Origin of the sequence: Devosia insulae DS-56, assembly GCF_000970465.2 — a bacterium.
Taxonomy (GTDB): domain Bacteria; phylum Pseudomonadota; class Alphaproteobacteria; order Rhizobiales; family Devosiaceae; genus Devosia_A; species Devosia_A insulae.
The window spans coordinates 15,772-41,684 of record NZ_LAJE02000268.1; the positions used below are offsets into that span (position 1 = coordinate 15,772).

A 25,913-nucleotide genomic window follows, 5' to 3' on the forward strand; every position below is an offset into this window, starting at 1 on the left:
CCGGTCAAACACGCCTTTTAGCAACTGGCAGGAACGCCAATTTGCTGCTAGCAGGACGCTCAAGTGGGGGCACTACTGTGACAGAGCGAGTGATTGAACCGGCAAGCAACAAGGTTGCCGACATACAGGTTTTGCGCGGCCTGGCGATTCTGCTCGTTTTGGCGCAGCACCTCAGTCTCACCCGGACGTTGCGCGATGCGCTGCCAACTCATGTCCAAATGCCGTTCTGGTTGGGCGTCGAGCTGTTCTTCTTAATTAGTGGTGTTGTCGTAACGCAAAGTGTGCTGTCCACTTCCCGCTCGCCAATCGAGTTCCTAGTGCGCCGCCTCTTCCGACTTATTCCGGCGATCCTGGTCTTCTTGGCGGCGAGCGCAGCAGTGTTCTGGGTTGCTAGCTCTCTACCCGTCGACAACTGGGGACGGCAGAATTTCTCTGGCAACTGGACCGATTGGCTTCAGCAGGCTGCCGGCGTGGTTGGTGGGTTCTTTATCAATCTCTCCGGCAGCGCACATTACCTCAATGGAGCAATGTGGTCGCTGAGCGTCGAGTTTCAGTTCTATCTTGCGTTCGCTGCGCTGCTTGCACTGTGTACGCGCCTCTCGGTTTCAGCCACGCGGCGAGTACTGCTGATCAGTGCAACGGCGATCTACGCCCTCTGCCTTGCACAGCGCGTGGGCTTGCTATTCGACTATCCGATACTGTCCGACAGTCCTTTGACCTACCTTCGTCAGTGGCGCTTCGATTTCATGGCGCTCGGGGTGATCGTCGCATGCCTGCCAACGAGGCAGGTGTCGAAGGGCGGCTCTTTCTCTCCCTACCTGATCCTGATCCCCTTGATCATCACGTCCCTTTCAGAGGACATCTTCTCGGCCGAGGCGCCCTTTCTCCACGGCTTCGCAGCGCCGCTTACAGCGATCTGCTTTGCCGCCCTACTGTTTCTTGCGCGAAGCGGATACGCGTTCCCAAATTCGACCGGCTGGCTCTATCGATCGCTCACCTGGATCGGCAACCGAAGTTTTTCGCTGTATCTACTACATTTTCCGGTGATGGCGGCCGTTTGGATTGCCTTCGATCGGCTGACGCCACTGGCGTTCAGCTCCGACTGGACATATGGCGTGAGCCAGGCCGTCGTCACACTTGCTCTGGCCTTGCCGTGTGCGGAGCTTTGCTTCCGTTACGTTGAACTTCCCGGCCAGCGTCTTGGAAAGAGGCTTACCGCCCGCGGACGTGGTCTGCCGACCGGCGTCAATGTCGACGCCGGCGTCGTAGCGCAGCCGTCAGTCGCGCCAGGGGCTTCGTCAGTGTGACGGTTGTGGCTGCCGCTGCATCTTCACCCCCAAGAAGAGCGGCCTGACGACCGCCGCTACGGCAAAGTCGCTGACGGGAACGACGAAGCGAGGAGCCTGCTCTAGTTTGGCAATTGCCACCGGCGAGCTATTGGTGACCCGGATAGCTTTGAGATGATAGCGCCCAGTTCCCGCGCCTTTGCGTTTGCGAGTCGATTCGCCTGCCTTCGCAGCTTGCGCTCGATTGCGGCCCTATCGCCGGCAACAACTTCCAGGGCGTGCTGGGCGATGTCACTCGGACTTGCGAGCGCGAATGGCGATACGCTCACGGACTCAAACTGCTTGTGAATGAACTCGATCCGATCGCCCGAACCGTCTCCGTGGGTCAGAGAGTAGCAAGGCCGTCCCGCCAAAAAGCTGAGCACTGCGGCATGCATCCTGGAGGCGATCGTCACATCTCCCTTTGCTACCTCTGATATCGCGTCGACCGGGTGCATGTACGAAAGGTCGACATATTCAACGGACGCCGGATCAAGATCGAACTCGCGGATCACAGGGGACAGGGCATCAAAGTCGGACACTGGCGGACTTGGAAAGCACTGGAGAATGCGGAAGCTGGCCGACTTGCCACGATGGGCCGCAAGAAGCGCTATTACCTGGCCGATTGTGCTCTTGTTCTGTTCGTGCTCACCATCGCAATAGCCCAATTGAACATTTATCCGTATGCTCGCTTGCGAGCTATTGGTGTACCGGGTCCGAAGCGGCGCAGGGGCCAGCGCCAACAGTAGCGCGTCGTCCGTAGACACGCTGTGTCTAACATTCAGCCTCTGCAATTCCTCCATGCCGCGTTCCATTCGAAGGTCGCAGTACGCCGCCCTCTGCAGGTAGTATTCAGACAGCGCCCGTGTCTCCGGGTCGAATGGCCCAATCTGGCTTCCGCTCAACAAGAGCGGTTTGTGGGTTTTCTCCGCTATCATGGCCAACAAGGCCGCTACTTCGATGCAGTGCGGCATGCGTAGGAACCCGCCGCCGGCGATGTGAAGCAGGTCAGTCTGAGCCACCACTCGGCGCAATATGTGAACATGAGATTGCGTATTAGTGTCGACGGGCCGCAAAAATAGCTGATCCCACAACGCATCAAAATCTAGAGCGTATAGTGCGGCGCGAATCGTGGGATCGGCTCGCAAGTGTAGAAGTATATCGCTGAAGTGATGGGATGTACTCCCACGGCCCCAGAAAAGGCCGGAGTAGTTCGGGTTCGCGGTAATGCAGTGCAGTCGAGTCGCGGGGAAATTTCTCGAGTAGAATGCGGACAGGCCGTGGAGGATCGCTTCATCACCGATATTTGGCACCCCAAATCCACCAAACAACAGGACCCTGAGGGCGCCGTTTCCCCAAAACATCGAACCCTTTCAAACTCCTCGGTGCCGCCTCGGCGAGCTGCTTAAGTCGATATGCCCTACGCCGTGTGGGTAAACCACATGGCGCCGCCACCCCGCCAATCTGCCGGGTCCACGGGGACATCCACAAATGGGCGCGCTATCTCGTCGCCGAATTGCGGATCATTGCAAACGTATGCGGTGGGAAGAAGCGGGCTGATCCGATGCCGATTTCCCATGAGGTACACGGCGAGCATGTACTGCTCGTTCCAGTACCAGTGCTTGAAGCTGTCCGGATAATCATACGGCAGCATGATGTCGTGGATGTGGACGATGACCCCAGGCTTGATACGAGGCAGAACCTCAAGGAAGAAAACGGTAACATCAGAATTCATGAACGTTCGGTGCGACCCATCCATGAACAGGACGTCGCCGGGTTGAAGCTGGTCAAAGATCGCTAGGTCGCAAGTCTCAAGGCCGCCCCGGATAATCTCATCGCAGATCGCGTCAATGCGCGCTCGGGGTTCCGGATCGATGGACACGATCTTGGTCGACAGTTTGGCGTTCTCTACCGCTAAATGGGCCCAGCACGTGGTGATTCCGGAGCCAATTTCGAGGTATACCGCAGGCTTGTGGCGCTGGATCATGGCGTACAGCGCCACAGCGTCAAAGGCGCAGTAGGGCACTCCGGTCCACGCAGGCATTGGCAGATGTGCCGGATCAAATACTATTGGAACGTTGGTCAGTTGCTCGCCGGCACGTCGCATCTCATGCAGGAAAGCATGGTAGCTGTCGCTATTGGATTCGAACCACGTGTTCAGGCTGCGGATCGGATTCTCGACGTCCCACCGCGGGCGAAAATCTCGCGATGGCGGGTACTCAACGGGAATGGCGTACCGGCTGTAGGGGGTGCCTTCCAGGATCTGTAAGGTTGAGCGTCCATCGCCCAGCGCAGCGAGTTTTGCACGAAGCTCGGCATTTTCTTTCGCAACCTGCTGAGCTGCGGGAGAACCGAACGCCAATCGATCGAGAAACTTTCCAATGGCCTGCGTGAGCAACTCTCATCCCCTGTTGCTATCTAGCAATGGCGTTCGGCCACGTTAGTCTGGGCGCCTACGCGCACCAGCCGGCGGTCATACCGACTTCCACAGCCACGAATGCTGTTCGTATCGATTATCGTTCGACAGCTTGTACTGCGCGCGGACGCCAAGCTCCGGCGGCGCGCGTTCATGTTCCTTCTGCCACGAGCGCGCGGTGCGCCATGCGCGCGTCATGCGACCGATGGCGTCGCGTCGCGACGTCGTGTGAGGAGAAAACTCCAGGCGGCGCAATTGCTCGACCAAGGCGTGCAGGCCAGGCGCAAGAGCTGTTGCCAACGCCGAGCCGGGTTCGCGTGACAGCACGTGGTCGGCCAGCAGCGAACCATACTCGACATCCGTACTGAGGTGGCCGCAGTAGGACTTGCGATATCCCGTGCACAAGCGAAGCAATGCCTCCGCGTCTTCGACGGGCCGAGCATCGAAGGCATAGCGCACGCCGCCGGCCGTGCGATGGAGATACCACGCGCGGCTGTCCTCGATCTCAGCCATCGGACTGGCTGTTGTTTGGCCGTCGGGATAGTTGAGGAACAAGCCGAGCATGCTATCCACGAAACGCACGTTGATATGGGGCAGCAGCCGGTTCTTGAACTCCGTGTCGCCCGCACCCCGGAAAGTTTCGTCGTAATAGCCGAAGCGATCGTGGATCGACTTGCGGTACATGCCGCCAACCCAGGACAGGTAGCACGTTTCGAGGTAGACGTGGTCCTTGGTGGCCCCGCGCCGGTCGTAGGCCATGATGTCGTTCTTGTGCAGTCCATGCTCGTCGACTGCGGTGACCAGTGAATTCGCCATCACCCAATCGGTTTCGGGATGCTTGTCGAGCTCGTCCGCCAGAACTTCCAGCGCCTCGGGATACAGCGTTTCATCGACGCCCAGGAACACCAGGTGCGGTGCCGTCGCCAGCTTGATCCCGCGATTCCACGCGGCCTGGATCGTCTCCCGTCCGGCGGAGCGCGCATAGACCATGCTCAAGGGGTGTTCTGCCTGGAAGGCCTCGAATGCCGCCTTCTCGTCCGTCGGCGAACCACTGTCCACCAGGATGATCTCGACCTCGCCTCGTTGGACCAGAGACTGCCGAGACAGCGCCGTCAGGAAGAAGTGCAGCTTGTCCGCGGCCTTGTAGAGAGAGACGATCACTGCGACTCGGGCCGCCCCCATCCGTCGGTCATCAACGACCGCCCAAGGCTTCTCGTTGTAGTGGCGCAGTTGCTCGAAGCGTTCCTTCAACAGCGCGTGCACCCGCTCCGGCGCCGCGGCTGGATCGGCGTACTGGGCCAACACCCCTTCTGCCTCGCGGCTGAAGCCGTGTTCTTCCAGGGTTTCCACCAGGCGCGGCACCAGCCCGAGCCGGTCCTCACCGAGGAGCCGCAGCAGGCGAAGCTCGTAGGTCGCAGCCATCAGGTCTTGACCGCGCAGGCGCTCCACGCGCGCGAGATCGAGCCAGAAATTGCAGCGAAACAGCAGGTTCGAGGAGTCATGATAGATACCCCTCAGCTTGTCCTTCAGTTCATTCTGGCTGCGCTCCGACCGCTTGCCCAGATTATTCAGTCGGTTCGGTACCCGGTGTGCGTCGGCAAGCATGGCGAAGTATTGTGCGTCGCCGAAATATCCGGTCTGGCGCAATCGGTCGACCAGGAAGCGGCGCGGGGCGCGAATGAGCGGACGGAGGTGGTTCTTCCATTCGGTCGGCGTCGCGCTGCGGATCAACCGTGCGACGCGGCGTCCCAAGGACGGCACGTCCTCCGCTTCGTAGGTGGCGCCGGCCGAGCTGGCCTCGGAGACATTCTGCTTCGGTCTCGCACTTGACCGGTCCACGGGCCGCGTCTCCAGTCGCGTTGACGAAGAACGAGCCGGCGCGTCCAGGATGCCCTGATAAACGCGTTCCATGTCGAGCGGTGTGGCCGGCCGGGGAGGATCTCGCAGTAGAGCCTCATGCAGGGCCCGACGATGGCTGTCATAGTTCTCGACAAGATCCTGCATGGCACCAACGTTGCCATAGAAATCATCAAGATCGAGCCGCAGGTATGGGAGGTGCGGGTGCGCATCGTCCAGGTAGTGGCAAACGCCAGCCTTGGACGAGATCGCGACCGGGCACCCCGAGAACAGTGCCTCCAACGCGACGAGATTGAGCGTATCATAGCGCGTCGGCAGCACGACGATTGCAGGCTGGGAATAGCGCTTTGCGAGATCGCCGGGAGATAGGGCCGGGCTATGCGGCACATTGAGATCGCGCAGTCTGGCAACGCTCTCGAGCAGATAGGTTGAACTGGTGCCGTTCGAGTAGTCGCTGGGGCCGATCTGTTCCGCCTTGTCGTAACTGGTCGGATTTAGCCAGCGGACAAGCTCGATGAAGAGATCGTTGCCCTTCCTTCGCTCGGACCGACCAACGCAATAGAGGGACGGTTTCCCCGCTCCTTCCCACTGGGTCCGCGGCATCTCGGCGTGCACGAAATGGGCAGGGTCGATGTACTGGACCTCTCGGTCCACCCGGTCCTGCCACTCACGGATGTAGCTGCGCGAGATGCCGTAAACGCCGTCGGCAGTGGCGAACTGCCGTTCCTCGAGGACCGCATATTCCAACACGCGGTCGCCGGCCGAACCCCAGTTGAGCTCGATCGAGGTCGAAATATTGCCGTGCATCGACAGCACGAAGCGGCCGACCTTCACGCCACGATAGGCGCACGCCTCCCGCAGGGCAGCGCCAAACGTCAGAAAATCCGGCGTCTCGACGATATCAAAAGACTGCCCGGCAACCGAGCGGGCGATAGCGTCCGCTTCTTCGAGAGCGTTTCTTTCGTAGTCCAGATGGGGCGGTGGCGTGTTCAGCCGCAGGGCATTGCGAGACAGCAGCGGGAACGTACGCGTATTAGACGGGCGTTGCTGGTGCTCTGCCTCGGTTTCGCGAAGGTAGCAGAACTCAATGCTCGGCGTCGTTTCGATGATCGTGCGGTATACGGTCTGCCCGCCACCCGTATTTTTGTACAGGTCAGGCAGCGCCAGGAGAACTCTCATGAGTGATGTGCTCCGGCACTGTAGAACCAGCGGATCGTGCTCTCGAGCCCTTCGCTCAGCGCCGTCAGCTCATAGGGAACCGCCGCTTTGGCCTTGTCGACATTGAGGCATTTCGAGGTCGCGCCGACATAGCGGCTGGTATCGTACTGGATCTGGCTGGCGTCGTAGCCGACAATTGCGCTGATCTGGTCCGCGAAGGTGCGGATCGAGAATTCTTCGCCGGCGCCGATGTTGAAGATGTCGTTGTCGAACGTGTTCGTCAGCGACCACAGGATGCGCACGAAATCGTCCACCAGCACGATCTCGCGCTTCTGGTGGCCATCACCCCACAGGACGACCGGTTCGCCGAACTCCTTGCCGCGGATGATCTTGCGGATCAGATCGAAGATGAAGTGCATCTGCCGGCCGTCGGTGTGGTACCCCGGCCCATAGAGGGTGGAGGGCACGGCGCAGAGGTAGTTGAGGCCAAATTGCCGGTGCAGCGCGCGGGCCCCCTGGAACAGCATGCGCTTGGTCATGGCATAGGTGTAGAGGCTGTCGATCGGCTCGCCTGCCATGTACTCGGTTTCCCGGAGGTCCGAGCCCGGTGCATAGGCGCAGCTGGTGCCCATGAAGACGAGTTTGGCCTGCGGCTGCTGGCGGGCCCAGAAATCCAGCACATGCGTGTTGATCTTCTGGTTGATGATCCACTGCTCACCGGGATGCCGGAGGCAGAAATCGCCGGCCTGCGTCCAGGCGGCGAGATGAAAGATCAGGTCGTAGCGATCCGGCGCCGCGGCCGGCAGGCTGTCGGCGCGCGTCAGGTCGCAGTTGCGCGAATTGAGCCGCGTCAGCACCGCTCCCTGCCGCTCGAGGAAGGCGCAGAGCGCCGTGCCCAGGAACCCCGAGGCCCCCGTGACCAGAATGTTCATGCGCTTACCTTCGGGTCGACCGGGAAATAGAACTCGACGCCGCTTTCAATCAGGTGGCGGTTATTGGCCAGGATCTCTTTTTTGAAGTTCCATGCCAGCACATAATATATATCGGGCTGCTGCTCGAGTTCGCCTTCGATCTCGATCGGGATATGCATGCCCGGCGAATAGAGACCACGCCGCAGGGTGTTCTTCTCCACCAGGCACTGGATGCGCTCGGGCCCGACGCCGAAATAGTTGAGCATGGTGTTGCCCTTCACCGGCGCGCCCATGCCGAAGACGCGCTTGCCGGCGGCGCGCGCGGTGTCGAGATAGGCGACGTTCTCCAGCTTCATGCGCTTGATGCGCTCGTCGAGCAGCCGGTAGGCCTCGATGGTATTGCACTCGGAGGTCTCTTCCTCCGCCCGCATATGGGCAAGCCGCTCCGAAACCGGGCGTCCGCCCGCATGGCCGATAAAGCCGATGATCGAACCGCCATGGATGGGGGCGAGGCGCGCATCGAACATCGCCAGGCCATGCCGGTTCAGCAGCGTCTCGATCGTCTTGAGCGTGTAGTAGAGCAGGTGCTCGTGGTAAATCTGGTCGAACGCCAGATTCTCCATGATGCTCTTCATGTAGAGGAACTGGACGACGAACACTCCGTCGTCCTTCAACCCTTGTTTGATCGCCTCACAGACCGAATGCAGTTCTTCAAGATGGAAGAACACGCCCGAGGCATTGAACGCATCGAACTTGTGGCCGATGCCGGCCATCGTCTCGCTGTTGAAAAAGGCATTGAGGGTCGGAACGCCTGCGTCGTTGGCGGCCTTCGCGGTTCCCTTGGACGACTCGACGCCGAGCACCTCGTAGCCGAGCTTCTGGAAGTGCTTGAGCTGTGTGCCGTCGTTGGAGCCGATATCGAGGATCGATTTCTCCGTCCGGCCCTGGAAGAAGCGCTCGTCCACTTCGCTCGCTACCGAGGCGAAATGGTCGGACAGGGCCTTCGTCACACCTGAGAGATAGGTGTGATCCCCGAACATGATTTCCTTTTTGACGGTGAAGTCGAGCTGCGCCGTCGAGCAGTCATGGCAAAAGACCACGCGCAGCGGATAGAACGGCTCCGTGCCGACCTCTTCCTGGCGCAGGAAGTGATTGCACCAGGGCTGCTCACCCAGATCGACCACCGGCTCGAGCCGAAGTCCATCACACACACGACACTTCATGCCAAAATCCTTCGACGCCATTGGGCCGTGCCGCCTTGCTCAAACCTATCGAGCGTGGCGACGCGCATATCGCGTACCAGCGGCGCTGGAACCAGGATCGTATCCAAATACCCGGTTGCGCCGGTCACCAAGGCGTGCCGTGCCATATGCCTTCCTTGCTCGTGATAGACAGCCGGCCCGAAATCATGGAGCCGATCCCGAACACCCTTTACCTAGCCTAAGCCGCAATGGCAACCGGCCCGCCAGCTTGGTGGTGTAAAGTTTTGTCGAGGCTGACTGGAATGCAGATTGGCGTTTATGCGTCATTGCTGCGCAACTAATTTGGTGTGAGGGGATGAATGTATAAATTGGGTCAGAAGTATGCACGTCCAGTGACAGGTGGCGGCCGATATATATTGTAATTGCTAGCGACCATGAGCGAGATAGTCTTGGCCCACCGAGGTGTCGTGGCGTCTAACTCTTCCTTCAGGGGGGTGGAGGCGCCAGCGTGGCCAAGGCCGGCCAAATGCTCACGGCAGGTCTTCCATTCAGCCAGCACTTCGAACATGGAGTCCGAAGCTCCGCTGCTGAGGTGCGAGTGCGGGTTCATGCCGCCATCACGCCACGGTATCCTGCGAGCCGAGCGAATCGCGGAGGCAAAATTGAAGGCTGAGGATCTGGCAACGCTGTTCGATCAGACGCCCGGTGATCTGGGATCCATTGACCAGCATCTCCACGCTCTGGCGACGGAGCGCCGATTGCCTCGACTGGCGATCGCCATGTGCGCGGCCCGCTACGAGGAGGCGGCGCCGGCCCTGCGGGACGTGCTCGACCGGGCAGCGGACGGTGCTGCCTTGTCCGAGGATGAGGCGCAGTTGCTGTTCCGCGGCCTCTACATCATCGGCGGGGCACGCGACAAACAGGTATGGCCGGCCTTGCTGCGGCTGTTGCGACGGCCGCGGTCCGAGCTCGACCCGCTGCTCGGCGACGCGGTCACTGCGGGCCTGCCGGGAATCGTCTGTGGCGTTTTCGATGGCGATGCCGACGCCCTCTTCGCGCTGATCGCGGATCGCGGGATCGACGAGTTCGTGCGGCATTCGCTGTTCTGCGCCGCAGCGTTCCACGCCTGGGAGGGCGGCATCTCTGCGGAGCGGATGCATGGCTTCCTGCAGCGCTTCTACGACGAGCGGCTGGCCGGCGATGGCGATTACACATGGATCGGCTGGGTGGAGGCGATAGGCTGGCTCGGACTGCGCGATCTGGCGCCGCTCGTCTTTCGCGCCTGGGGCGATGGTCGCGTGGACCCCACGGCGCTCGAACGTCCTGATTTCGAGGGCGATCTGGTCAAAGCCGAAGCCGCGCCCCGCGATGTGGCGCGTCTCAAGCGCGCTCACCTGGGCTATATCGATGACATCGTGGAGGCGCTGGAGTGGACGGATCGTCCGGAACATGAACCAGCCTCGGATGGCACGCTAGCTGGCTGGTCGGATCGGCCGGCGCTCCCGGTCACCAATCCCTACCGCGGGGTCGGGCGCAACGATCCGTGCCCATGTGGCAGCGGCAAGAAGGCGAAGCACTGCCACCTTGCCTGAAGGCCTGAGCGCTGCTGCCATCCGTTTTGTCGAGCAGGATCGGCACCGTCGGCCTCCGTTGCCCCTCGACGGCCGGCGGTGTTTCCGGCACTACCCGTCGCCGTGCCGATAGCTGGTTGAAGGGTTGCCGATGTCTAGTCCGATCTTTGCCGATCCGATCCTCGATGGGGCTGCCGATCCGACGGTGATCAACCGGCGCGGCACTGAGGAGTGGTGGATGTTCTATACCGTGCGCCGGGCGGCGCATGTCGGGCCGGGCGTCGAATGGGTGCATGGCAGCCCGATCGGCGTCGCCGTGTCGAGCGATGGCGGCGCGAGCTGGGACTATCGCGGCACCGTCGTCGGCCTCGACGATCCCGCCGATCCCGGCCTCAACACGCACTGGGCGCCCGAGGTGATCTGGGCGCTGGGCGAGTACCACATGTATTTGAGTTACATCACCGGCACGCCCGATCGCTGGCCCGGCTTCCCGCGCCGCATCGTCCATTTCACCAGCCCCGACCTCGTCGCCTGGACGCGCCGCTCGGTGTTGCCGCTGGCGTCGGAGTTCGTCATCGATGCCGCAGTGGCGCGCTCTCCCGATGGGCTGTACCGGCTCTGGTACAAGGACGAGGGCAACGGCTCATGCACGCAGGCGGCCACCAGCCCCGACCTCTACAGCTGGACGCACCAAGGGATCGCCATCCCGGGTTCACGACAGGGTGGCAGGGGGCACGAGGGCCCCAATGTGTTCGAACTCGGCGGTCACCACTGGATGATCGTCGACGAGTGGCGCGGGCAAGCCGTGTTCCGCTCCGACGACACCAGGGCCTGGGAGCGGCAGGGGCTGATCCTTGATCTGCCAGGCGATGCCCCGGAGGACCGGCAGGTGGCGCGCCACGCCGATGTCGTCGTGCAGGACTGCTGGGCGGCGTTAGTTTACTTTACCCATCCCAATACCGGCACCGACCACACCCACGAGATGGACACGCCGAGCGCCCGCCGCAGCACCATCCACTGGGCCCGGCTGACGGTCGAGGACGGCATCCTCCATTGCGACCGCAATGTCGGGACGCTGCAGCTGCAGGTGCTGCAGGACTGACGTGCGGGGGGCAGGGTGTCGGCCGTGCCGAGCTCAATCACAACGCGTCGCGGCGACGCTCTGCATCGCGTTGGCGGTCGTCGCGGCGATGCTGGACAGGTGATCCCGCATGGCGAGCCTCGCCTGCTGCGGGTCGTGCGCGGTCACCGCGGTGACGATCCGCTCGTGCTCTCTCGCGCTGTTTTCCAGCACTCCAGGCGTCTCGGAGGCGATGCGTCTGAACTCTGTTCCGGCGTGGTAGAAGGATCGGGCGGTTCGTTCGAGGAACGGATTGCCGGCCAGCGCCAGCAGGGTCTGGTGGAACTCGAGGTCGAGCACCCGGAAGGCCACCGGGTCGGCGATCAGCCGGTAGCCTTCGCGGACCATGTGGTCGAGGTGGAGGATCGCCTCGTCGCTGGCGCGCAGCGCACCCAGTGCGAGGAGTTCTCCCTCGACCGCCATGCGGGCTTCGTAGAGCGAATCGATATTGCGCTCGTCGAGCGCGATGAGCATCTGCACCGGCGCCGCCAGCCGCTCCGGCTTCAGGTCGGTCACCGAGCAACGCCCGCCCTGCCGCGTCTCGACGACGCCGAGAATCTGCAGGCCGCGCAGCGCTTCGCGCACCACCGGCCGGCTGACCTGCAGCGCCGCGCCGATTTCCTGCTCGGTGGGCAGGGTGTCACCCGCCTTGAGGCTGCCGGCATAGATCAGCTCGAGCAGGCGCTCGACCACCAGTTCCGCGGCGGGTTTACGGGCGAGCGGCGCTCCCTTGCTCAGCGATGCAACGGCGCTGTCGGTCATGGTGTCACCATTTGTAGCGGCAGGTTGAGGGCGATCGAGGCGGCGCGCAGGCCTTCGGCGTGGTGGCCATAACCCAGCACGCCGTGATGGGTCGGGCCGGGGCGGCTCCATTCGTTGACGAAGCGGCGCAGCCCCTGCGGGAAGCGGACCCGGGCATTGGTGTCGCCCAGCTGCAGCGTCGGGCCGGGGACGATCTCCCCCTCCGCCGCCACCAGCTGGAAATCCCCATCGGCTCCCTGCGTCATCGACAACAGGGTAACGGGGCCCGGGCCGGGAAAGAACTGCGTGAGGTAGCCCTTGCCGGATTTGCCGTGAAACACCTCGGACATGGCGAGGCGCGCCGGCTCGCGTGAGATTGCCGGATCGCCGGCGCCGCTATGGCCGATGATCACCACATCGTCGTCGAAATCCATCGAGTAGAGTTCGGCGAGGGTGGCGCTGCCGCTGAGGGTCTTCAGCAGCAGCATGGCCACGGCCACCTTGATGTCGGCCTCGACCGGGCAGGCGATGCCCGCCGCGTTCAACACCGACAGGGCAGGGTTGAGCGCGGCCAGCAGTTCGGCGTGCCGGCCCTGCACCGGGCCATCATAGTGGCTCGAGATGGCGCAGAGATTGTGCCGCACGACGAAGCGCTGCACCGCAGCTGTGACAGTGCCGGCTGCCGCGAACTCGGCCTCGGTCAACGAACCCGATGCCGGAAAGACCTGGCGCAGTTCGGCAACCCCGGCGGACTGCTCGGCAGGCGTCACCGCGTCCATTTCGGCCACCAGATCGTCCCAGTGTCGGTGGTCGACGAAGCTGCCCAGCTGCTTGAACAGGTGGGTTTCGTCGATGTTGAGGTCCATCATGCCGGCAAACGGCCGTCCGAGCAGGCCGATCGACTGGGTGCGCAAGCGGCGGCAGAGCGCTGCCAGCCTGCACCAGGTGGCGAGGCTCTCTGCCAGTTCCAGATCATTGTCGAGATGCCCGGTGAGCACGTCGAAGCGCTTGCCGAGGCGGATCAGCACGTTGGTCATTTCGGGCAATGACGAGGGGGTCACTCCGCTCGCCAGCCAGTCGCCGATGCCGCTGACCCGGGCCATGTCGAGCTTCTTTTGCGGCTGGACGTTCAGCAGCACCACCGGCACATCCAGCGCGCGGATCGCCGGCAGCAAGGTCTCGGAGTTCGCGTAGGTGGCGAGCTGGACGAAGACCAGGTCGACGTTCTCGCGCTGGAACGTGTCGCCGGCGATGCGCGCCGCCGCGGCGCTGTCGACAAGGCCCGCCTCGACCAGTTGGCCATGCGGCGAGACCAGCGCACAGAGGCGCCGGTGCGCGCCCAGCACCGCATCCTTCATGCCGGCGAACTGATCCCAGTAGCTCGCAAGGCCTACCGCCATGGTGCCGATCCTCGGCCGCGGCGCTCTGTCGTCGGTCATCCGTCTCTCCCCGTCGTTTCAGCCTTACAGCGCGCCCCAGCCCCGGGCAATCACTTGAATGCTTCGCAAGCTAGCAACAAAGCAACTTGACTTACAAGTTTCCATGTTGATGAGTATGGGCCAGAGGACGGGCATGCTGCTTGAGGGAAAAGTCGTGCTGGTGACAGGCGGTTCGCGGGGCATTGGCGCCGCGATTGCCGCCCTGGCCGGCCGCCCTGGCGCTGACGTCGCCATCAACTGCGCGCCTGGTGCTGACGAGGCGCGGGCTGCCGATCAGGTGGTAGCGCAGATCGAGGCCGCCGGCCGCCGGGCCATCGTCATCGAAGGCGATATCGCGCTGCCCGAAACCTCGACGATGCTGATCGAACGTACCGTGGCGGCCTTCGGCGGCGTCGACGTCTTGGCCAGCAATGCCGGCATCTGCCCGTTTCACAGCTTTCTCGACCTGCCGCCGGCGCTGCTCGAGCGCACCATGGCGGTCAACCTCCATGGCGCCTTCTACGTCGTGCAGGCTGCGGCGCGGCAGATGCAGGCGCAGGGCAGGGGCGGCGCGATCGTCGCCACCAGTTCGATCAGTGCGCTGGTCGGCGGCGCCACCCAGACCCACTACACGCCGACCAAGGCCGGGGTGCACTCGCTGATGCAGTCCGCCGCGATCGCCCTCGGGGCATATGGCGTGCGCTGCAATTCAGTGCTGCCGGGCGCCATCCTGACCGATCTCAACCGCGCCGATCTCGAAGCCGACGACAAGCGGGCGGCGTTCGAACAGCGCATTCCGCTGGGCCGTCTCGGCCGTCCCGACGACGTCGCGGAATGCGTGGTGTTTCTCGCCTCCGACATGGCGCGCTACGTCACCGGGGCCGCGCTGCTGGTCGACGGCGGCATGTTCGTGAACCTGCAATGACCTTCTCGTCGGCAGCGCAATCCTATGGGGACCAGACAATGACCGCGCCCAAAATCGTGGCGATCCGCACCTACCTGCTCGATGGCGCCGGCGGCGGCGACTATTTCCGTCAGGAGGGCGGGCACTGGCTGATCGACAGCGTCATCGCCAACCCGATGTCCGGCTACCCGGAATACCGCAAGACCCGCACCAGCTGGGGCATCGGCGTCATGGGCTCGATCGTCGTCGAGGTCGAAACCGAGGACGGCCAGGTCGGGCGCGGCACCGGCTTCGGCGGCCCGCCGGCCTGCTGGCTGATCAACCACCACTTCAGCCGCTTCCTCAGGGGCGCCGACCCGCGCGACATCAACCGCATCTGGGACCAGATGTTTCGCGCCTCGATGCCCTATGGCCGCAAGGGCATCGCTCTGGCGACGATCAGCGTCGTCGACCTGGCGCTGTGGGACCTGTTGGGGAAGCTCCGCGGCGAGCCGGTTTACAAACTGATCGGCGGACGCACCAGGGAGGCGGTCGAACTCTACTGCACCGGCCCGCGCCCCGACGTCGCGCAAAAGCTCGGCTTTTTCGGCGGCAAGGTGCCGATCCCCTACGGTCCGGCCAGCGGCCGGGAGGGCCTCCGCGCCAATATCGAGTTCCTGACCCGCCATCGCGAGGCCATCGGCCCCGATTTCCCGCTGATGGTCGATTGCTACATGGCGTTCGACGTGCCCTACGCCATCGAGATCGCTGAAGCCTGTGCCCACCTCAACATCCATTGGTGGGAAGAGGTCCTGCATCCCGACGATTTCGATGGTTTTGCGCTGCTGAAGCGCGCCCACCCCAAGCTCCGCTGGACCACTGGCGAGCACGAGTACTCGCGCTATGGCTTCCGCAAGCTGATCGAGCAGCGCAATGTCGATACCCTGCAGCCGGACGTGATGTGGGTCGGCGGGCTCACCGAACTGCTGCGGATTTCGGCGCATGCGGCAGCCTACGATCTGCCGGTGGTGCCGCATGGCAGCGGGCCCTACAGCTACCACTACGTGCTGTCGCAGACCAACGCGCCGTTCAGCGAGTATGTCGCCAACAGCCCCGACGGCACCGCCGTGCTGCCCAGCTTCGGCGCGCTGTTCACCAACGAACCCGTGCCTGAGAACGGTCGTGTCGACGTCACCGACGCGCCGGGTTTCGGGCTCGAGCTGAACCCCTCGGCGAAACTGGTCGAGGCCGCCTGAGGCAGAACGGCCCGCCTAGCGGGCCCACAAAGGGAGAGAGAAACGTGATTCAGAGACGCAATCTGCTGACTGCCGTCGCCGCCGGCGTCATCTTGCTGGCGCTCGCTCCGGCGATGGGACAGGACAAGCCCTTCGCCGGAGTCGAGCTGAAGGTCGCCATGATCGACGAGCCGCGCGAATGGGCGTTCCGCGACCGGTTGGCCGAGTTCGAGGCGCTGACCGGCATCAAGGTGACCATCGATACCTATGGCTTCGATGGCCTGTTCAACAAGATCCTCACCGCCTCGGCCGGCAAGACCGGCGAATACGACGTGGTGCAGATGCACGTGCCGGATATGGCGCTGTTCGACGAAAAGGGCTTCATGGTCGATCTCACCGACTGGGTGAAGCGCGATGCCGCCGAGTTGGAGCTGGACGACATCCACCCCTCCATCCAGGACTCCCACATGATGTACAAGGGGCGCTACTACGGCGTGCCGACCCATGTGGGCGGCATGAATTTCTACTACCGCAAGGATATCTTCGAGGCCGAGGGCTATGCCGTTCCCAAGACCTGGGACGACGTGCTGGCGATCGCCAAGGCGGTCGACGAGAAGCACGGGCCGGAGCTGCGCGGCCTGGTGCTGATGGGCAAGGCCGACATCCAGGGCGCCTCGACGTTCCAGAACATCTGGGGCGCCTATGGCGGCAACTACTTCGACGAAGCCGGCAAGCCGACGCTCAACACCGAAGCCGGCCTCGCCGCCATGAATATGCTCAAGGCGCTGTCCGCGCACGCCGTGGAGGGCTCGCCATCCTATAGCTTCGACGAGGCGCAGACCGCGTTCAAGCAGGGCCAGGCGGCCATGACCGTATTCTGGGACTCGGGCGACAACTTCTTCGGCGACGCGGCCAACTCGCAGATCGTCGGCAAATGGGCGATCGCGCCGATGCCGGGCGGCCGCGCCACCAATGGCGGCTGGTCGGTGCAGGTGTCGCGCGACTCGAAGAACCCCGAAGCGGCGTTCGAGTTTCTCAAGTGGATCGTCTCGCCCGACATGGAGCGAGCGCTGGTGCCGCTGACGCCCTCGATCCGCACCTCGATCCTCTCCGATCCGGCCAACGACAAGTACCCGGCCTATAAGGGCTTCCTCGCCCTGGTCGAAGGCCAGCCGTTCAACTTCCCCAAAGTCACGCCGAACCTGCAGATCCTCCAGGAACTGGCCGATGCGCAGAACGCCGTGATGACCGGCCAGGCCACGCCGGAGGCGGCGCTGGCGCAGGTGCAGTCCGACGTCGAAGCCATCGCCGTTCGCTTCGGCATCTGGCAGCCTTGAGCTTCACTGCTCCTGTCACCATCGAACCAGGGGCGGCAGCCCCTGGTTCATCGCAGAAATGAGGCCGCATGCGCGCTAGTCTTTGGTCCCGGCTGTTTCCCTATCTGCTGCTCATGCCGGCCATGGCGATCCTCCTCGCCATGGTGGTCTATCCGCTGCTGTTTTCGCTCACGACCAGCTTCACCGACTACAACCTGATCATGCTCAATGGCGTGTGGGTGGGGTTCAAGAACTACCTGGCGGCGTTTGGTGACCCGGCCTTTCGCGACAGCGCCATCTTCACTTTCATCTTCGCCTTCACCTCCACCGGCACCCAGCTGGTGCTCGGTTTCGTCACGGCGCTCTGCCTCGCCCGGGTGGTCTATGCGCGCGGCCCGCTGACCATCCTTCTGATGTTCCCGATGATGGTGACGCCGGTGGTCGTCGGCATCCTGTGGCTGCTGATGTTCCAGCCGGACTACTCGGTGGTCAACGGCCTGCTTGCGAAGCTCGGGATCGCCGGGCCGATCTGGCTGCAGCACCCGCTGACGGCGCGGATCGCGGTCATCGTCGCCGATGTCTGGCAATGGACGCCGTTCTTCACCATCATCCTGTTGGCCGGCATCCTGAACCTGCCCAAGGAGGTCATGGAAGCCGGCGAGATCGACGGCGCAACGCCGCTGCAAAGCCTCGCCAAACTGGCCATCCCGATGCTGATGCCGCTCATCCTGATCACCACGCTGATCCGGCTGATCGACTCGTTCAAAACCTTCGACTCGATCTTCGTGATGACCAATGGCGGCCCCTCGGCCTCGACCGAGGTGGTCTCGCTCTACATCTACCGCAAGGGACTTCCCTATATGGAAATGGGCTACGCCTCGGCGCTGAGCTACCTGTTCGTCATCGTCCTGACGGTGATCGCTGCCCTGTTGATCCGTCAGCTCAGCCGGAAGGCGTGAGGCAGCGATGAGTGCTCCCCCTTCCACCCGCCCGCTGCATCCCGGCCAGCGCGTCGCCGTCGGCGGCATCCTCGTGCTGATGACGCTGTTCGCCGGCTTCCCGCTGCTCTGGGTGCTGCTGACCAGCCTGAAGCCGAACAACGCGATCCTCTCCAAGGACCCGATCTTCCTGTTCCAGCCGACGCTGGAGCACTGGGAGCGCGTGCTGTTCACCTCCGACTTCCTGAAGTTCTACCTGAACAGCCTGATCATCGCCGCCGCCACGGTCACCATCGTCATGGTGGTAGCGACCCTCGCCGCCTACGCCCTGGCGCGCTATCCGATGCGAGCCAGCAAGGACATTTCCTTCTTCATCATCAGCCAGCGCATGATGCCGCCGGTCGCGGTGGTGCTGCCGATTTTCCTCATCGCCTCCAATATCGGCATGCTCGACCGGCTCGAGACGCTGATCGCCATCAACGTCGCCTTCAACATCCCGCTCTCGATCTGGATGATCCGCGGCTTCATCGAGGGCACCTCGCGCGAGATCGAGGAAGCCGCCGTCATGGACGGCGCCAGTTGGCTCGGCGCGTTCTGGCGCGTGACCGTGCCGCAGATCTGGCCGGGCCTCTTAAGCACGGCGCTGTTCGTCTACATCTACACCGTCAACGAGTTCCTCTTCGCCTCGATCCTCTCGGGCACCAATGCCCGGCCGGTTTCAGCAGCGGTTGCGCTGTTCCTCCCCACCGGGGTGCGCGGCACCCTGTTCGGCGAAGCCGCGGTGGCGGCCATCCTCATCATGCTGCCCGGCATCATCTTCGCTGCGCTCATGCAACGTCATCTGGTCGCCGGGGTCTCCCTGGGCGCAGTCAAAGGCTAAGTCGCTCCATGTCGGCAATCTCCATCCGGTCCTTGCACAAGACCTACGGCAACGTCGAAGTGCTCAAAGGCATCGATCTCGATGTCGCCGACGGCGAGTTCGTGGTGTTTGTCGGGCGCTCGGGCTGCGGCAAGTCCACGCTGCTCCGCTGCATCGCCGGCCTCGAGACCATCTCCGACGGTTCCATCTCGATCGGCGGCGCGGAGGTGACCCGCTTGCCGCCCTCGAAGCGCGGCATCGCCATGGTGTTCCAGTCCTACGCGCTCTATCCGCATCTGACGGTCCGCGACAATCTCGGTTTCAGCCTCGGCCTGGCGCGCCAGCCCAAGCCGCAGATCGCCCAGCGCGTCGCCCGCGTCGCCGAGATTTTGAGGATCGAGGATCTGCTCGATCGGCGTCCGGTTCAGCTCTCCGGTGGGCAGCGCCAGCGCGTCGCCATCGGCCGCGCCATCGTGCGCGAACCCGAGGCGTTCCTGTTCGATGAGCCGCTGAGCAATCTCGATGCGGACCTGCGCGTCCAGATGCGCCACGAGCTGATGCAGCTGCACGAAGAGCTCTCGGCCACCATGATCTACGTGACGCACGACCAAGTCGAGGCGATGACCATGGCCGACAAGATCGTCGTGCTCAACGCCGGCCGGATCGAGCAGGTGGGCACGCCGCTCGAGCTCTATTCGAAGCCGCGCAACCTGTTCGTCGCGACCTTTATCGGCTCGCCGCGCATGAACGTCATGAGCGCGGCGGCAGCGCGCCAGGCCGGGCTCGCGGTCGGCGACGCCGCCGAACGGATCGGCATCCGGCCCGAGCACATCGCCATCGGTCACGCCGGCAGCGGCCAGTTCAACGGCACGGTCGGGCTGACCGAGCATCTTGGCGCCGACAGCTACTACTTCGTCGAGCTGGATGATGGCAGCAGGCTGAATGTCCGCCGCTCCGACGACGTCATGCTCAGCCGCGGCGAACGTGTAGGTCTGACGCCAAATCCCGGCTACTTGCACCAGTTCAGCGCTGATGGCGCACGGCTGGACTAGCCATTCATTGCCCAACCAAACGAGGAGGCATCCATGCCGCGACGTGAATTGACTAGGGTCTTTGTGCTCGGCGGAGCGGTCGCGATGGGCCTGACCTTCGCCGGCCCGGCAGCGGCCTGTTCGGACCTGCCCAATATCTGCGCGATGAACGCGCAGCACCATCAGAGCATGGTGGATATCTCGGCCAGCTACGCCTACGGCGACTACTATGGTGAGGAAGACTATTACGGCGACGACTATTACGACAGCGGCTACTACAGCGGCGATATCGACTATTCCGCCTATGCCGAGGACCCCGGCCGCTCGCTGAGCAACGAGGCAGCGAGCTTTGCCAGCGCAGTGAGTGCACAACAGGCAGCGCTCGACGAAAAGCTGAAGGACCCGGGGTTCCGCAATGCCTACGAGCGCTACAGCAATGGCGGCTGGGACTACTTCCAGGACAATGCCGGGGCAGCGCCGGGCGAATACTGCGCTGCCTTCTACTGGAAGGGCGATGGCATGGTCCGGCTGTCGGGGCCGGGCGGGGATTATCAGGGCGCCCTGATCACCTTCTGGGGCCCGAACATTCCGACGCCCAAGGACGTCAAGACCATCAGCGTAACGCTCGATCAGGCTGATGGCGCGCCGCAGAAGGTCAAGGCCTTCAACTACCACCTGGCCGGGGATGCCTGGGGCGCTATCGCACTCGCCGTGCCGAGCATCGAAGCCGCACTCGACGGCATGGAAGACACGCAGAGCTTCAAGCTATCGGTCGGCAACAAGACCGTCGCCGAGGTCGAGTGGCAGGACGGCCTCAAGGCCAAGCGCAAACTGCAAAGCTGCCTCGGCTAGCAGAACGCGCTCGACAGGGGCGGGCCAGGGTTCCGCCACCTGTCCTGTCGACGAATGAACAACGCAGCCAGGACGCCGACCGGCGTCCGCCGCTCATCACGCTACTTCAGGCTGATAAACGCCAGCCCGTTATTGGCGTTCATCGGCACGACCAGCTGATCGGCGCCGGCGTCGTAGCACATCGAGGCGGCGCTCGGGATGTTCTCGGCGATCAGTGATGCGGTGCCGTCGGGCGCCAGTTTGGTGATGCCGCCGTTCATCACGCTGCTGATGTATTTGGTGCCATCGGGCAGGACGACGATGCCGTCATTTCCAGCCTGGGCCGCCTTTTCGGTCTTCAACAGCTTGGCGTCGGCGGCCGCGAAGGTCTGCACCTCGTCGCTGCCGATGTTGACCACCACGACGTTCCCGTCATTGTCGAAGGCGATGCCGTTGGGCTGGTTGAGCGGCGCGCCCTCGATCCACACCGAGGCGGCACCATCCGGCGTCACCTTCCAGATCTGCCAGGTGTCGGGCTCCGGCGACTTGCCGCCAACGCCGGTGTTGCTGGCATAGATGGTACCGTCTGGCGCCACTTCGATATCGTTGATCCACGGCGATCCATCGATCACTGCTTCGCCCATGGGCTCGCCGGTCTGCATGCTGAATTTGCGGATCACCGCCTTGCTCGGCGTCGTCTTGGTCGGATCGGCAGGGTCGGCCGTGCCACCGTCGCGATCGGCGAGGTAGAGCACGCCGCCTTCGATGTCGCTGCCGACCGGCTCGTTGAGGATCAGCGGCGGCATGAGGTCGGCGCGTTGCTGCGGGTTCTGCACGCCGATCCAGCGTGCCGTGTTGACTGACCCGTCATGGTTGATCAGCGCGACGAAGGCGTTGTTTTCCTGGATCGCCTGGTTCACGCCGCGCGCCGGGGCGACGATCAGGTCGCGCTCGGCATCGTAGGAACAGCTCTCGGTGGCGTAGATGGCGCCGAACACCTTCACGTTGCTCGACATCGGCGCAAAAGCGCCATCGGCGGCCGGGTTGACCGGCAGGCCCAGCGGGTTGCCGACGAAGTAGGGGCCGGGCGCCGCACTCTGCTGCGCCATCGCCGGGTTCGCGGCAAATGTGGCGAACAGGACCAGGCTTACGATCGAAACGGGCTTCATCGATTTCCTCCATCTATGTTGCAGGCAACAGGGTGGAGGCTCGCCGTATTGCTCAGGCGCCTCCCTTCATGGCTTCCATCCGCTCCTCGCCCGACCCTGCGGCGTCTCGCTCCGGCCTGGCCGCAGCAAAGGTCGCCGTGATGATCTCGAGCGTCTGCCGATAGTGCTGCATCAGCAGCTCGACCGCGGTACTCGTGTCCCCCGCCAGGGCTGCATCGGCGATCAGCCGATGCTCGTCGGGGCGGGCTTCAAAGGGCGCCGGGTTGGCGCTCTCGGTAATGAACCGGTATGAATCCACCCGGTCCCGGACCTCCTGGCAGTAGCGCAGCAACAGCGACGAGCCGCAGGCGCTGATCAGCACCTGGTGGAACTGCTTGTGCCGTTCCTCCCAGCCGGGGTTCAGTTGCTGCCGTGCCGCATCGGTGTAGCGGTCCGTCCGCGACAGCCAGTGCAGCGCCAGCACCAGGTCCTCCTCCCATTTGACGGTGCGGTTGGCGATGCTCTCGGTCAGCGCGCGTTCCTCGAGCCAGCACCGGGTCTTGATCAGCTCCTCCAGCACCTCCGCCGTGAACGCCGCCACGAAGAACCCTCGTCGTTCCTCGCGTTTGACCAGCCCTTCCGACACCAGTCCGATCAGCGCCTCGCGGATCGGGATATGCGATGTCTCGTAGCGCTCGGCGAGGTCCTCAACATTCACCTTGGTGCCCGGCCGAAGCCTGCCCGTCAGGATGTCGCCGCGGAGCGTGGTTCGGATGCGGGTAGCGGAAACGATCGCACTGTCCGGAACGCGATCGCCGTTGTTCGGCAGGGTTGGCAATGTTGGGTCCCTTGCGAGAGGCGTCGGACCGTCCAATAACTCCAAAAACCAGAAAAAATCACAGGCTAACTATTGCGACGGGGTTGCCGTGGCGTCGCAGGGCAGAAACTCGCCCTTCGGACCCGCACCGTCTTTGAGCGCTACGCTCAGTTTGCTGCCGTCGGCGCTCTCGGTGATATCGAGCGTGCCGCGAACGACTTCGTCATGGCCGCTCTCGCAGGCGATCTTCACCTCGAAGGCTTTGTCGCCGCTCGCGGTGACGCTGGTATAGGGGCAGACATTGCCTTCGAAGCGCACATCGTCGGCGCTGAACAGCACCTTCTCGCCGCTGCTGTCGCCTGTCCCGGCGTGTGCCGCACATCCGGCCGGCGTGCCATAGCTGCCAGCAAGCGGCAGGCTGGCGGCCAGTGCGGCGGTGGGCAGAACGACCAGCAGGGCCCAAAGAGTTGATCTCAGTTTCACTGCATCGCTCCTCGTTAGCGGTCGTCTTCGCCCATCATGTCGCCGCCCACGCGCGAGTCGAAGGCTTCCGCCACCACCAGCTGGCCGTCCTTTATGCCGAGCCCGAGCTGCGGCAGCTTCCGCACCGCCGGCCCATGCGCCACCTCGCCGTTCTTGGTCGGGTCGAACCGCGAGCCGTGGCAGTCGCAGGCGAGCAACTTGCTCTTCAGCGTGTCGCTGAGCGGACAGCCGGCATGGGTGCAGATGATGGTGTAGCCCAAGACGCCCTCAGCCGATTTCGCCGCCGTTTCTGCCGGCAGGGTGGCCGGGTCGTAGCGCAGCAGCAGCACGGTGTTCTCGTATTCGGCATTGCGCACCACCCCATCGGGTGACATCGCCACCGCTTCGAACGGCTTGCTGTCGAGCTTGATGCTGTCCGGCGTCAGCGGCGTACTGCCGGCAGGCGACACCAGAAAGTCCCCGACCTGCGGCGGCATCGCGTCAGGCGCAGCGGCAAGGGCCGTGCCACCCAGCCCGGCAAAGGCGCCAGCCGCCGCGAGGCCACCCAACACGCTCCGCCGGCTGATCCGGGTGCACTGGCACCCGCATTGAGTCTGGATTGCCGGGTCGGCCGCAACGCCCTGTTTCATCAGCTGTTTCTCCTAACGTGCCGGCCTCCGCAGCCGGCAGCGCGGCCGATATCACCGCGCCCTCACTCGCACCGAATATAGAAAGTAGCCGTCAGTGATTGTTCCTATATTCTGAATTGGCTTTTGTAGGTCGCGTACATTCTGGCGGCCAAACGCCGCATTGCGATAACGTCGCAGCGCTCCCGACCCGCATCGGATCGGCAGCCGAGTTTTCGAAATAAAGGGATGAGGAAGATGGCACGCTTGCGCTTTGGCGCCGGCCTCCTGGCCTTGGCGGTGACGATGGCGTCATCGGCCTGGTCGGACGAGGTAACCAATGATCGGCTGCTGGCGGCCGACAAGGAATCCGGCAACTGGCTGATGGTCCACCGGACCTATGATGCCCACCGCTACAGCCCGCTGGACAGCATCAACAAGGACAATGTCGACAAGCTGTCGCTGGCCTTCGTCACCCAGTTCGACCAGGCGTCGGCGGGTGGCCGCTATGCCAGCGCCCGCAACGAAGGGACGCCTTTGGTCGAGGACGGTTTCATGTACGTCCAGGCCGGCTGGAGCCGGGTCTACAAGGTCGACGTGCGCGACGGCCGCTTCGGCAAGATCGTCTGGAAGGTCGATCCCGAAGTCGACAAGCAGTGGATCTCCGATGCCACCTGCTGCGGCGCCGAGAACCGCGGCATCGCGCTGTGGAAGAACGACGTCATCGCCCTGACCCTCGATGGCCGGGTGATGTCGATCAACAAGGATACCGGCGAGCTCAACTGGGAAACCCAGCAGGCCGACAAGGCGCGCGCCGAAAGCTTCACCGTCGCCCCGCTGGTCATCGGCGATGTGGCGCTCTACGGCCCGGCCGGCGGCGAATACGGCATCCGCGGCTGGATCGAGGCGATCGATCTCAATACCGGCAAGCCCAAGTGGCGCACCTACACCATTCCGGCACCGGGCGAGCCCGGCAACGAGACCTGGAAGCGTGAGGGCACCTGGGAAACCGGCGGCGGTTCGATCTGGGCGACCGGCAGCTACGATCCCGAGCTTGGCCTGACCTATTGGGGCACCGGCAACCCGGCGCCGCAGATCGACGCCGAGTATCGGCCGGGCGACAACCTCTATGCCTCGAGCCTCGTCGCGCTCGACACCGAGACCGGCGCCATCAAGTGGCACTTCCAGTTCACCCCCAATGACCCCTACGACTACGACGAAATCGGGGAAACCCAGCTCATCGACAATGGCGACCGCAACCTCGCCTTCCGCGCCGCCCGTAACGGCTTCGGCTATTCGTTCGATCGCTCGAACGGCGAGCTGCAGCACGCCACGCAATATGTCGACGACCTGAACTGGACCACCGGCATCGACCAGAAGACCGGCCTGCCGCTGAGCTACGATCCGAAGGCGGACCTGCAGAAATATGTCGCTGGCACCGTCGGCTCGCGTGACGACCTGCCGGGCATCTATTGCCCCACCCTGGGCGGCGGCAAGAACTGGCAGCCGGCCTCCTATAGCGCCAAGACCAAGCTGGTCTACCTCACCTCTAACGAAGGCTGCTCGGCCTATGTGCCGACCGAGGCTCCGAACCCGACCATCACCGGCGGCGAATACGACGTGGTGGCGGCTCAGAAGGAATGGAACGGTCGTCTGCCCGCTCCTGAGGGCACCGAGCTGCCGGCCGAACAGTCGGGTTCTGTCGTGGCGATCGACCCGGTCACCGGCAAGATCGCGGCCAAGATCCCACTGCTGGCCCGTGGCAACGGCATGCTGGCGACTGCCGGCGGCCTGGTGTTCGGCTCCGACCGTGCCGGCTGGATCTACGCCTATGACGACGAGACGCTGAAGGAACTCTGGAAGTTCAACGTCGGCACCTCGCTCGGCTCCCCGCCGATGGCCTATGCCGTCGACGGCAAGGAGTACATCGCGGTCCTCGCCGGCGCGGCGCCCAGCACGGCGCAGATCAATGCCGACCCGTCGCTGAAGTACTTCGTCCCGACCGACGCCATGTACGTCTTCGCCGTGAACTGATCTCTCCCCCGTGG

The 25,913-nt window shown here is 63.6% G+C and carries 22 protein-coding genes; 11 read left to right on the forward strand and 11 right to left on the reverse strand.

The genetic code is table 11. The features are described 5' to 3' along the window. Nucleotides 1-89: 89 nt before the first annotated feature. A complete protein-coding gene (locus VW23_RS18815) occupies nt 90-1,307 on the forward strand; it encodes an acyltransferase family protein (RefSeq protein ID WP_069911080.1) in 1,218 nt (405 codons plus the stop codon). A 101-nt stretch (nt 1,308-1,408) separates the two neighbouring features. Here the strand turns inward: VW23_RS18815 and VW23_RS18820 are convergent, their stop codons facing one another. The 5 genes from VW23_RS18820 to VW23_RS18840 form a co-directional block, all read right to left on the reverse strand. After that, nucleotides 1,409-2,689: a polysaccharide pyruvyl transferase family protein gene (locus VW23_RS18820; protein WP_069911081.1), complete on the reverse strand. Its 1,281-nt coding sequence runs from the start codon at nt 2,687-2,689 to the stop codon at nt 1,409-1,411. Between the two features lie 56 nt (nt 2,690-2,745). After that, a complete protein-coding gene (locus tag VW23_RS18825) occupies nt 2,746-3,723 on the reverse strand; it encodes a class I SAM-dependent methyltransferase (RefSeq protein WP_069911082.1) in 978 nt (325 codons plus the stop codon). A 75-nt stretch (nt 3,724-3,798) separates the two neighbouring features. Further along, the gene (locus tag VW23_RS18830) at nt 3,799-6,777 is read right to left on the reverse strand and encodes a glycosyltransferase (protein ID WP_069911083.1); all 2,979 of its coding nucleotides are present in this window, start codon (nt 6,775-6,777) and stop codon (nt 3,799-3,801) included. After that, nucleotides 6,774-7,688: an NAD-dependent epimerase/dehydratase family protein gene (locus VW23_RS18835; RefSeq protein ID WP_069911084.1), complete on the reverse strand. Its 915-nt coding sequence runs from the start codon at nt 7,686-7,688 to the stop codon at nt 6,774-6,776. Before VW23_RS18835 ends, VW23_RS18830 begins: the two co-directional genes overlap by 4 nt. Further along, a complete protein-coding gene (locus tag VW23_RS18840) occupies nt 7,685-8,890 on the reverse strand; it encodes a class I SAM-dependent methyltransferase (protein ID WP_069911110.1) in 1,206 nt (401 codons plus the stop codon). The genes VW23_RS18835 and VW23_RS18840 overlap by 4 nt, the downstream gene beginning before the upstream one ends. A gap of 641 nt (nt 8,891-9,531) precedes the next feature. On the opposite strand from VW23_RS18840, the gene VW23_RS18845 reads away from it, so the two are divergent. After that, nucleotides 9,532-10,461 carry a DUF1186 domain-containing protein gene (locus VW23_RS18845; RefSeq protein ID WP_176730437.1) on the forward strand — a complete coding sequence of 310 codons (930 nt, stop codon included), beginning with the start codon at nt 9,532-9,534 and terminating at the stop codon, nt 10,459-10,461. Between the two features lie 130 nt (nt 10,462-10,591). Further along, on the forward strand, nt 10,592-11,542 hold the full coding sequence (locus VW23_RS18850) for a glycoside hydrolase family protein (RefSeq protein WP_069911086.1): 951 nt from the start codon (nt 10,592-10,594) through the stop codon (nt 11,540-11,542). Nucleotides 11,543-11,575: 33 nt separating this feature from the next. On the opposite strand, the gene VW23_RS18855 is transcribed toward VW23_RS18850, so the two are convergent. Beyond that, nucleotides 11,576-12,322, reverse strand: coding sequence for a FadR/GntR family transcriptional regulator (locus VW23_RS18855; protein ID WP_069911087.1), 747 nt, complete (start codon nt 12,320-12,322; stop codon nt 11,576-11,578). Next, a complete protein-coding gene (locus tag VW23_RS18860; protein WP_069911088.1) occupies nt 12,319-13,740 on the reverse strand; it encodes a hypothetical protein in 1,422 nt (473 codons plus the stop codon). The genes VW23_RS18855 and VW23_RS18860 overlap by 4 nt, the downstream gene beginning before the upstream one ends. A gap of 133 nt (nt 13,741-13,873) precedes the next feature. On the opposite strand from VW23_RS18860, the gene lra1 reads away from it, so the two are divergent. The 7 genes from lra1 to VW23_RS18895 all read left to right on the forward strand — a co-directional run bounded on the left by lra1 (nt 13,874) and on the right by VW23_RS18895 (nt 20,833). After that, nucleotides 13,874-14,644, forward strand: coding sequence for an L-rhamnose 1-dehydrogenase Lra1 (lra1, locus tag VW23_RS18865; RefSeq protein WP_069911089.1), 771 nt, complete (start codon nt 13,874-13,876; stop codon nt 14,642-14,644). A 38-nt stretch (nt 14,645-14,682) separates the two neighbouring features. Beyond that, nucleotides 14,683-15,858: an L-rhamnonate dehydratase gene (gene rhmD / locus VW23_RS18870; protein WP_069911111.1), complete on the forward strand. Its 1,176-nt coding sequence runs from the start codon at nt 14,683-14,685 to the stop codon at nt 15,856-15,858. Nucleotides 15,859-15,902: 44 nt separating this feature from the next. Further along, a complete protein-coding gene (locus VW23_RS18875; RefSeq protein ID WP_069911090.1) occupies nt 15,903-17,174 on the forward strand; it encodes an ABC transporter substrate-binding protein in 1,272 nt (423 codons plus the stop codon). A gap of 68 nt (nt 17,175-17,242) precedes the next feature. After that, nucleotides 17,243-18,112 (forward strand): carbohydrate ABC transporter permease, encoded by an 870-nt coding sequence (locus VW23_RS18880; protein ID WP_069911091.1) that lies wholly within the window; start codon nt 17,243-17,245, stop codon nt 18,110-18,112. 7 nt (nt 18,113-18,119) lie between these two features. Next, nucleotides 18,120-18,971: a carbohydrate ABC transporter permease gene (locus VW23_RS18885; protein WP_069911092.1), complete on the forward strand. Its 852-nt coding sequence runs from the start codon at nt 18,120-18,122 to the stop codon at nt 18,969-18,971. Between the two features lie 8 nt (nt 18,972-18,979). Then, complete coding sequence (locus VW23_RS18890; protein WP_069911093.1) at nt 18,980-20,002, forward strand: ABC transporter ATP-binding protein; 1,023 nt, start codon at nt 18,980-18,982, stop codon at nt 20,000-20,002. Between the two features lie 84 nt (nt 20,003-20,086). Further along, nucleotides 20,087-20,833 carry a hypothetical protein gene (locus VW23_RS18895; RefSeq protein WP_084646308.1) on the forward strand — a complete coding sequence of 249 codons (747 nt, stop codon included), beginning with the start codon at nt 20,087-20,089 and terminating at the stop codon, nt 20,831-20,833. Nucleotides 20,834-20,934: 101 nt separating this feature from the next. Here the strand turns inward: VW23_RS18895 and VW23_RS18900 are convergent, their stop codons facing one another. The 4 genes from VW23_RS18900 to VW23_RS18915 form a co-directional block, all read right to left on the reverse strand. Continuing rightward, on the reverse strand, nt 20,935-21,981 hold the full coding sequence (locus VW23_RS18900; RefSeq protein WP_069911095.1) for an SMP-30/gluconolactonase/LRE family protein: 1,047 nt from the start codon (nt 21,979-21,981) through the stop codon (nt 20,935-20,937). Between the two features lie 52 nt (nt 21,982-22,033). Beyond that, nucleotides 22,034-22,798: a GntR family transcriptional regulator gene (locus VW23_RS18905; RefSeq protein ID WP_069911096.1), complete on the reverse strand. Its 765-nt coding sequence runs from the start codon at nt 22,796-22,798 to the stop codon at nt 22,034-22,036. 69 nt (nt 22,799-22,867) lie between these two features. Beyond that, nucleotides 22,868-23,260, reverse strand: coding sequence for a hypothetical protein (locus VW23_RS18910; RefSeq protein ID WP_069911097.1), 393 nt, complete (start codon nt 23,258-23,260; stop codon nt 22,868-22,870). 14 nt (nt 23,261-23,274) lie between these two features. Next, a complete protein-coding gene (locus VW23_RS18915) occupies nt 23,275-23,889 on the reverse strand; it encodes a QcrA and Rieske domain-containing protein (RefSeq protein ID WP_084646310.1) in 615 nt (204 codons plus the stop codon). Nucleotides 23,890-24,123: 234 nt separating this feature from the next. On the opposite strand from VW23_RS18915, the gene VW23_RS18920 reads away from it, so the two are divergent. Then, nucleotides 24,124-25,899, forward strand: a complete 1,776-nt coding sequence (locus VW23_RS18920; RefSeq protein WP_176730438.1) for a pyrroloquinoline quinone-dependent dehydrogenase — start codon at nt 24,124-24,126, stop codon at nt 25,897-25,899. Nucleotides 25,900-25,913 lie beyond the last annotated feature (14 nt).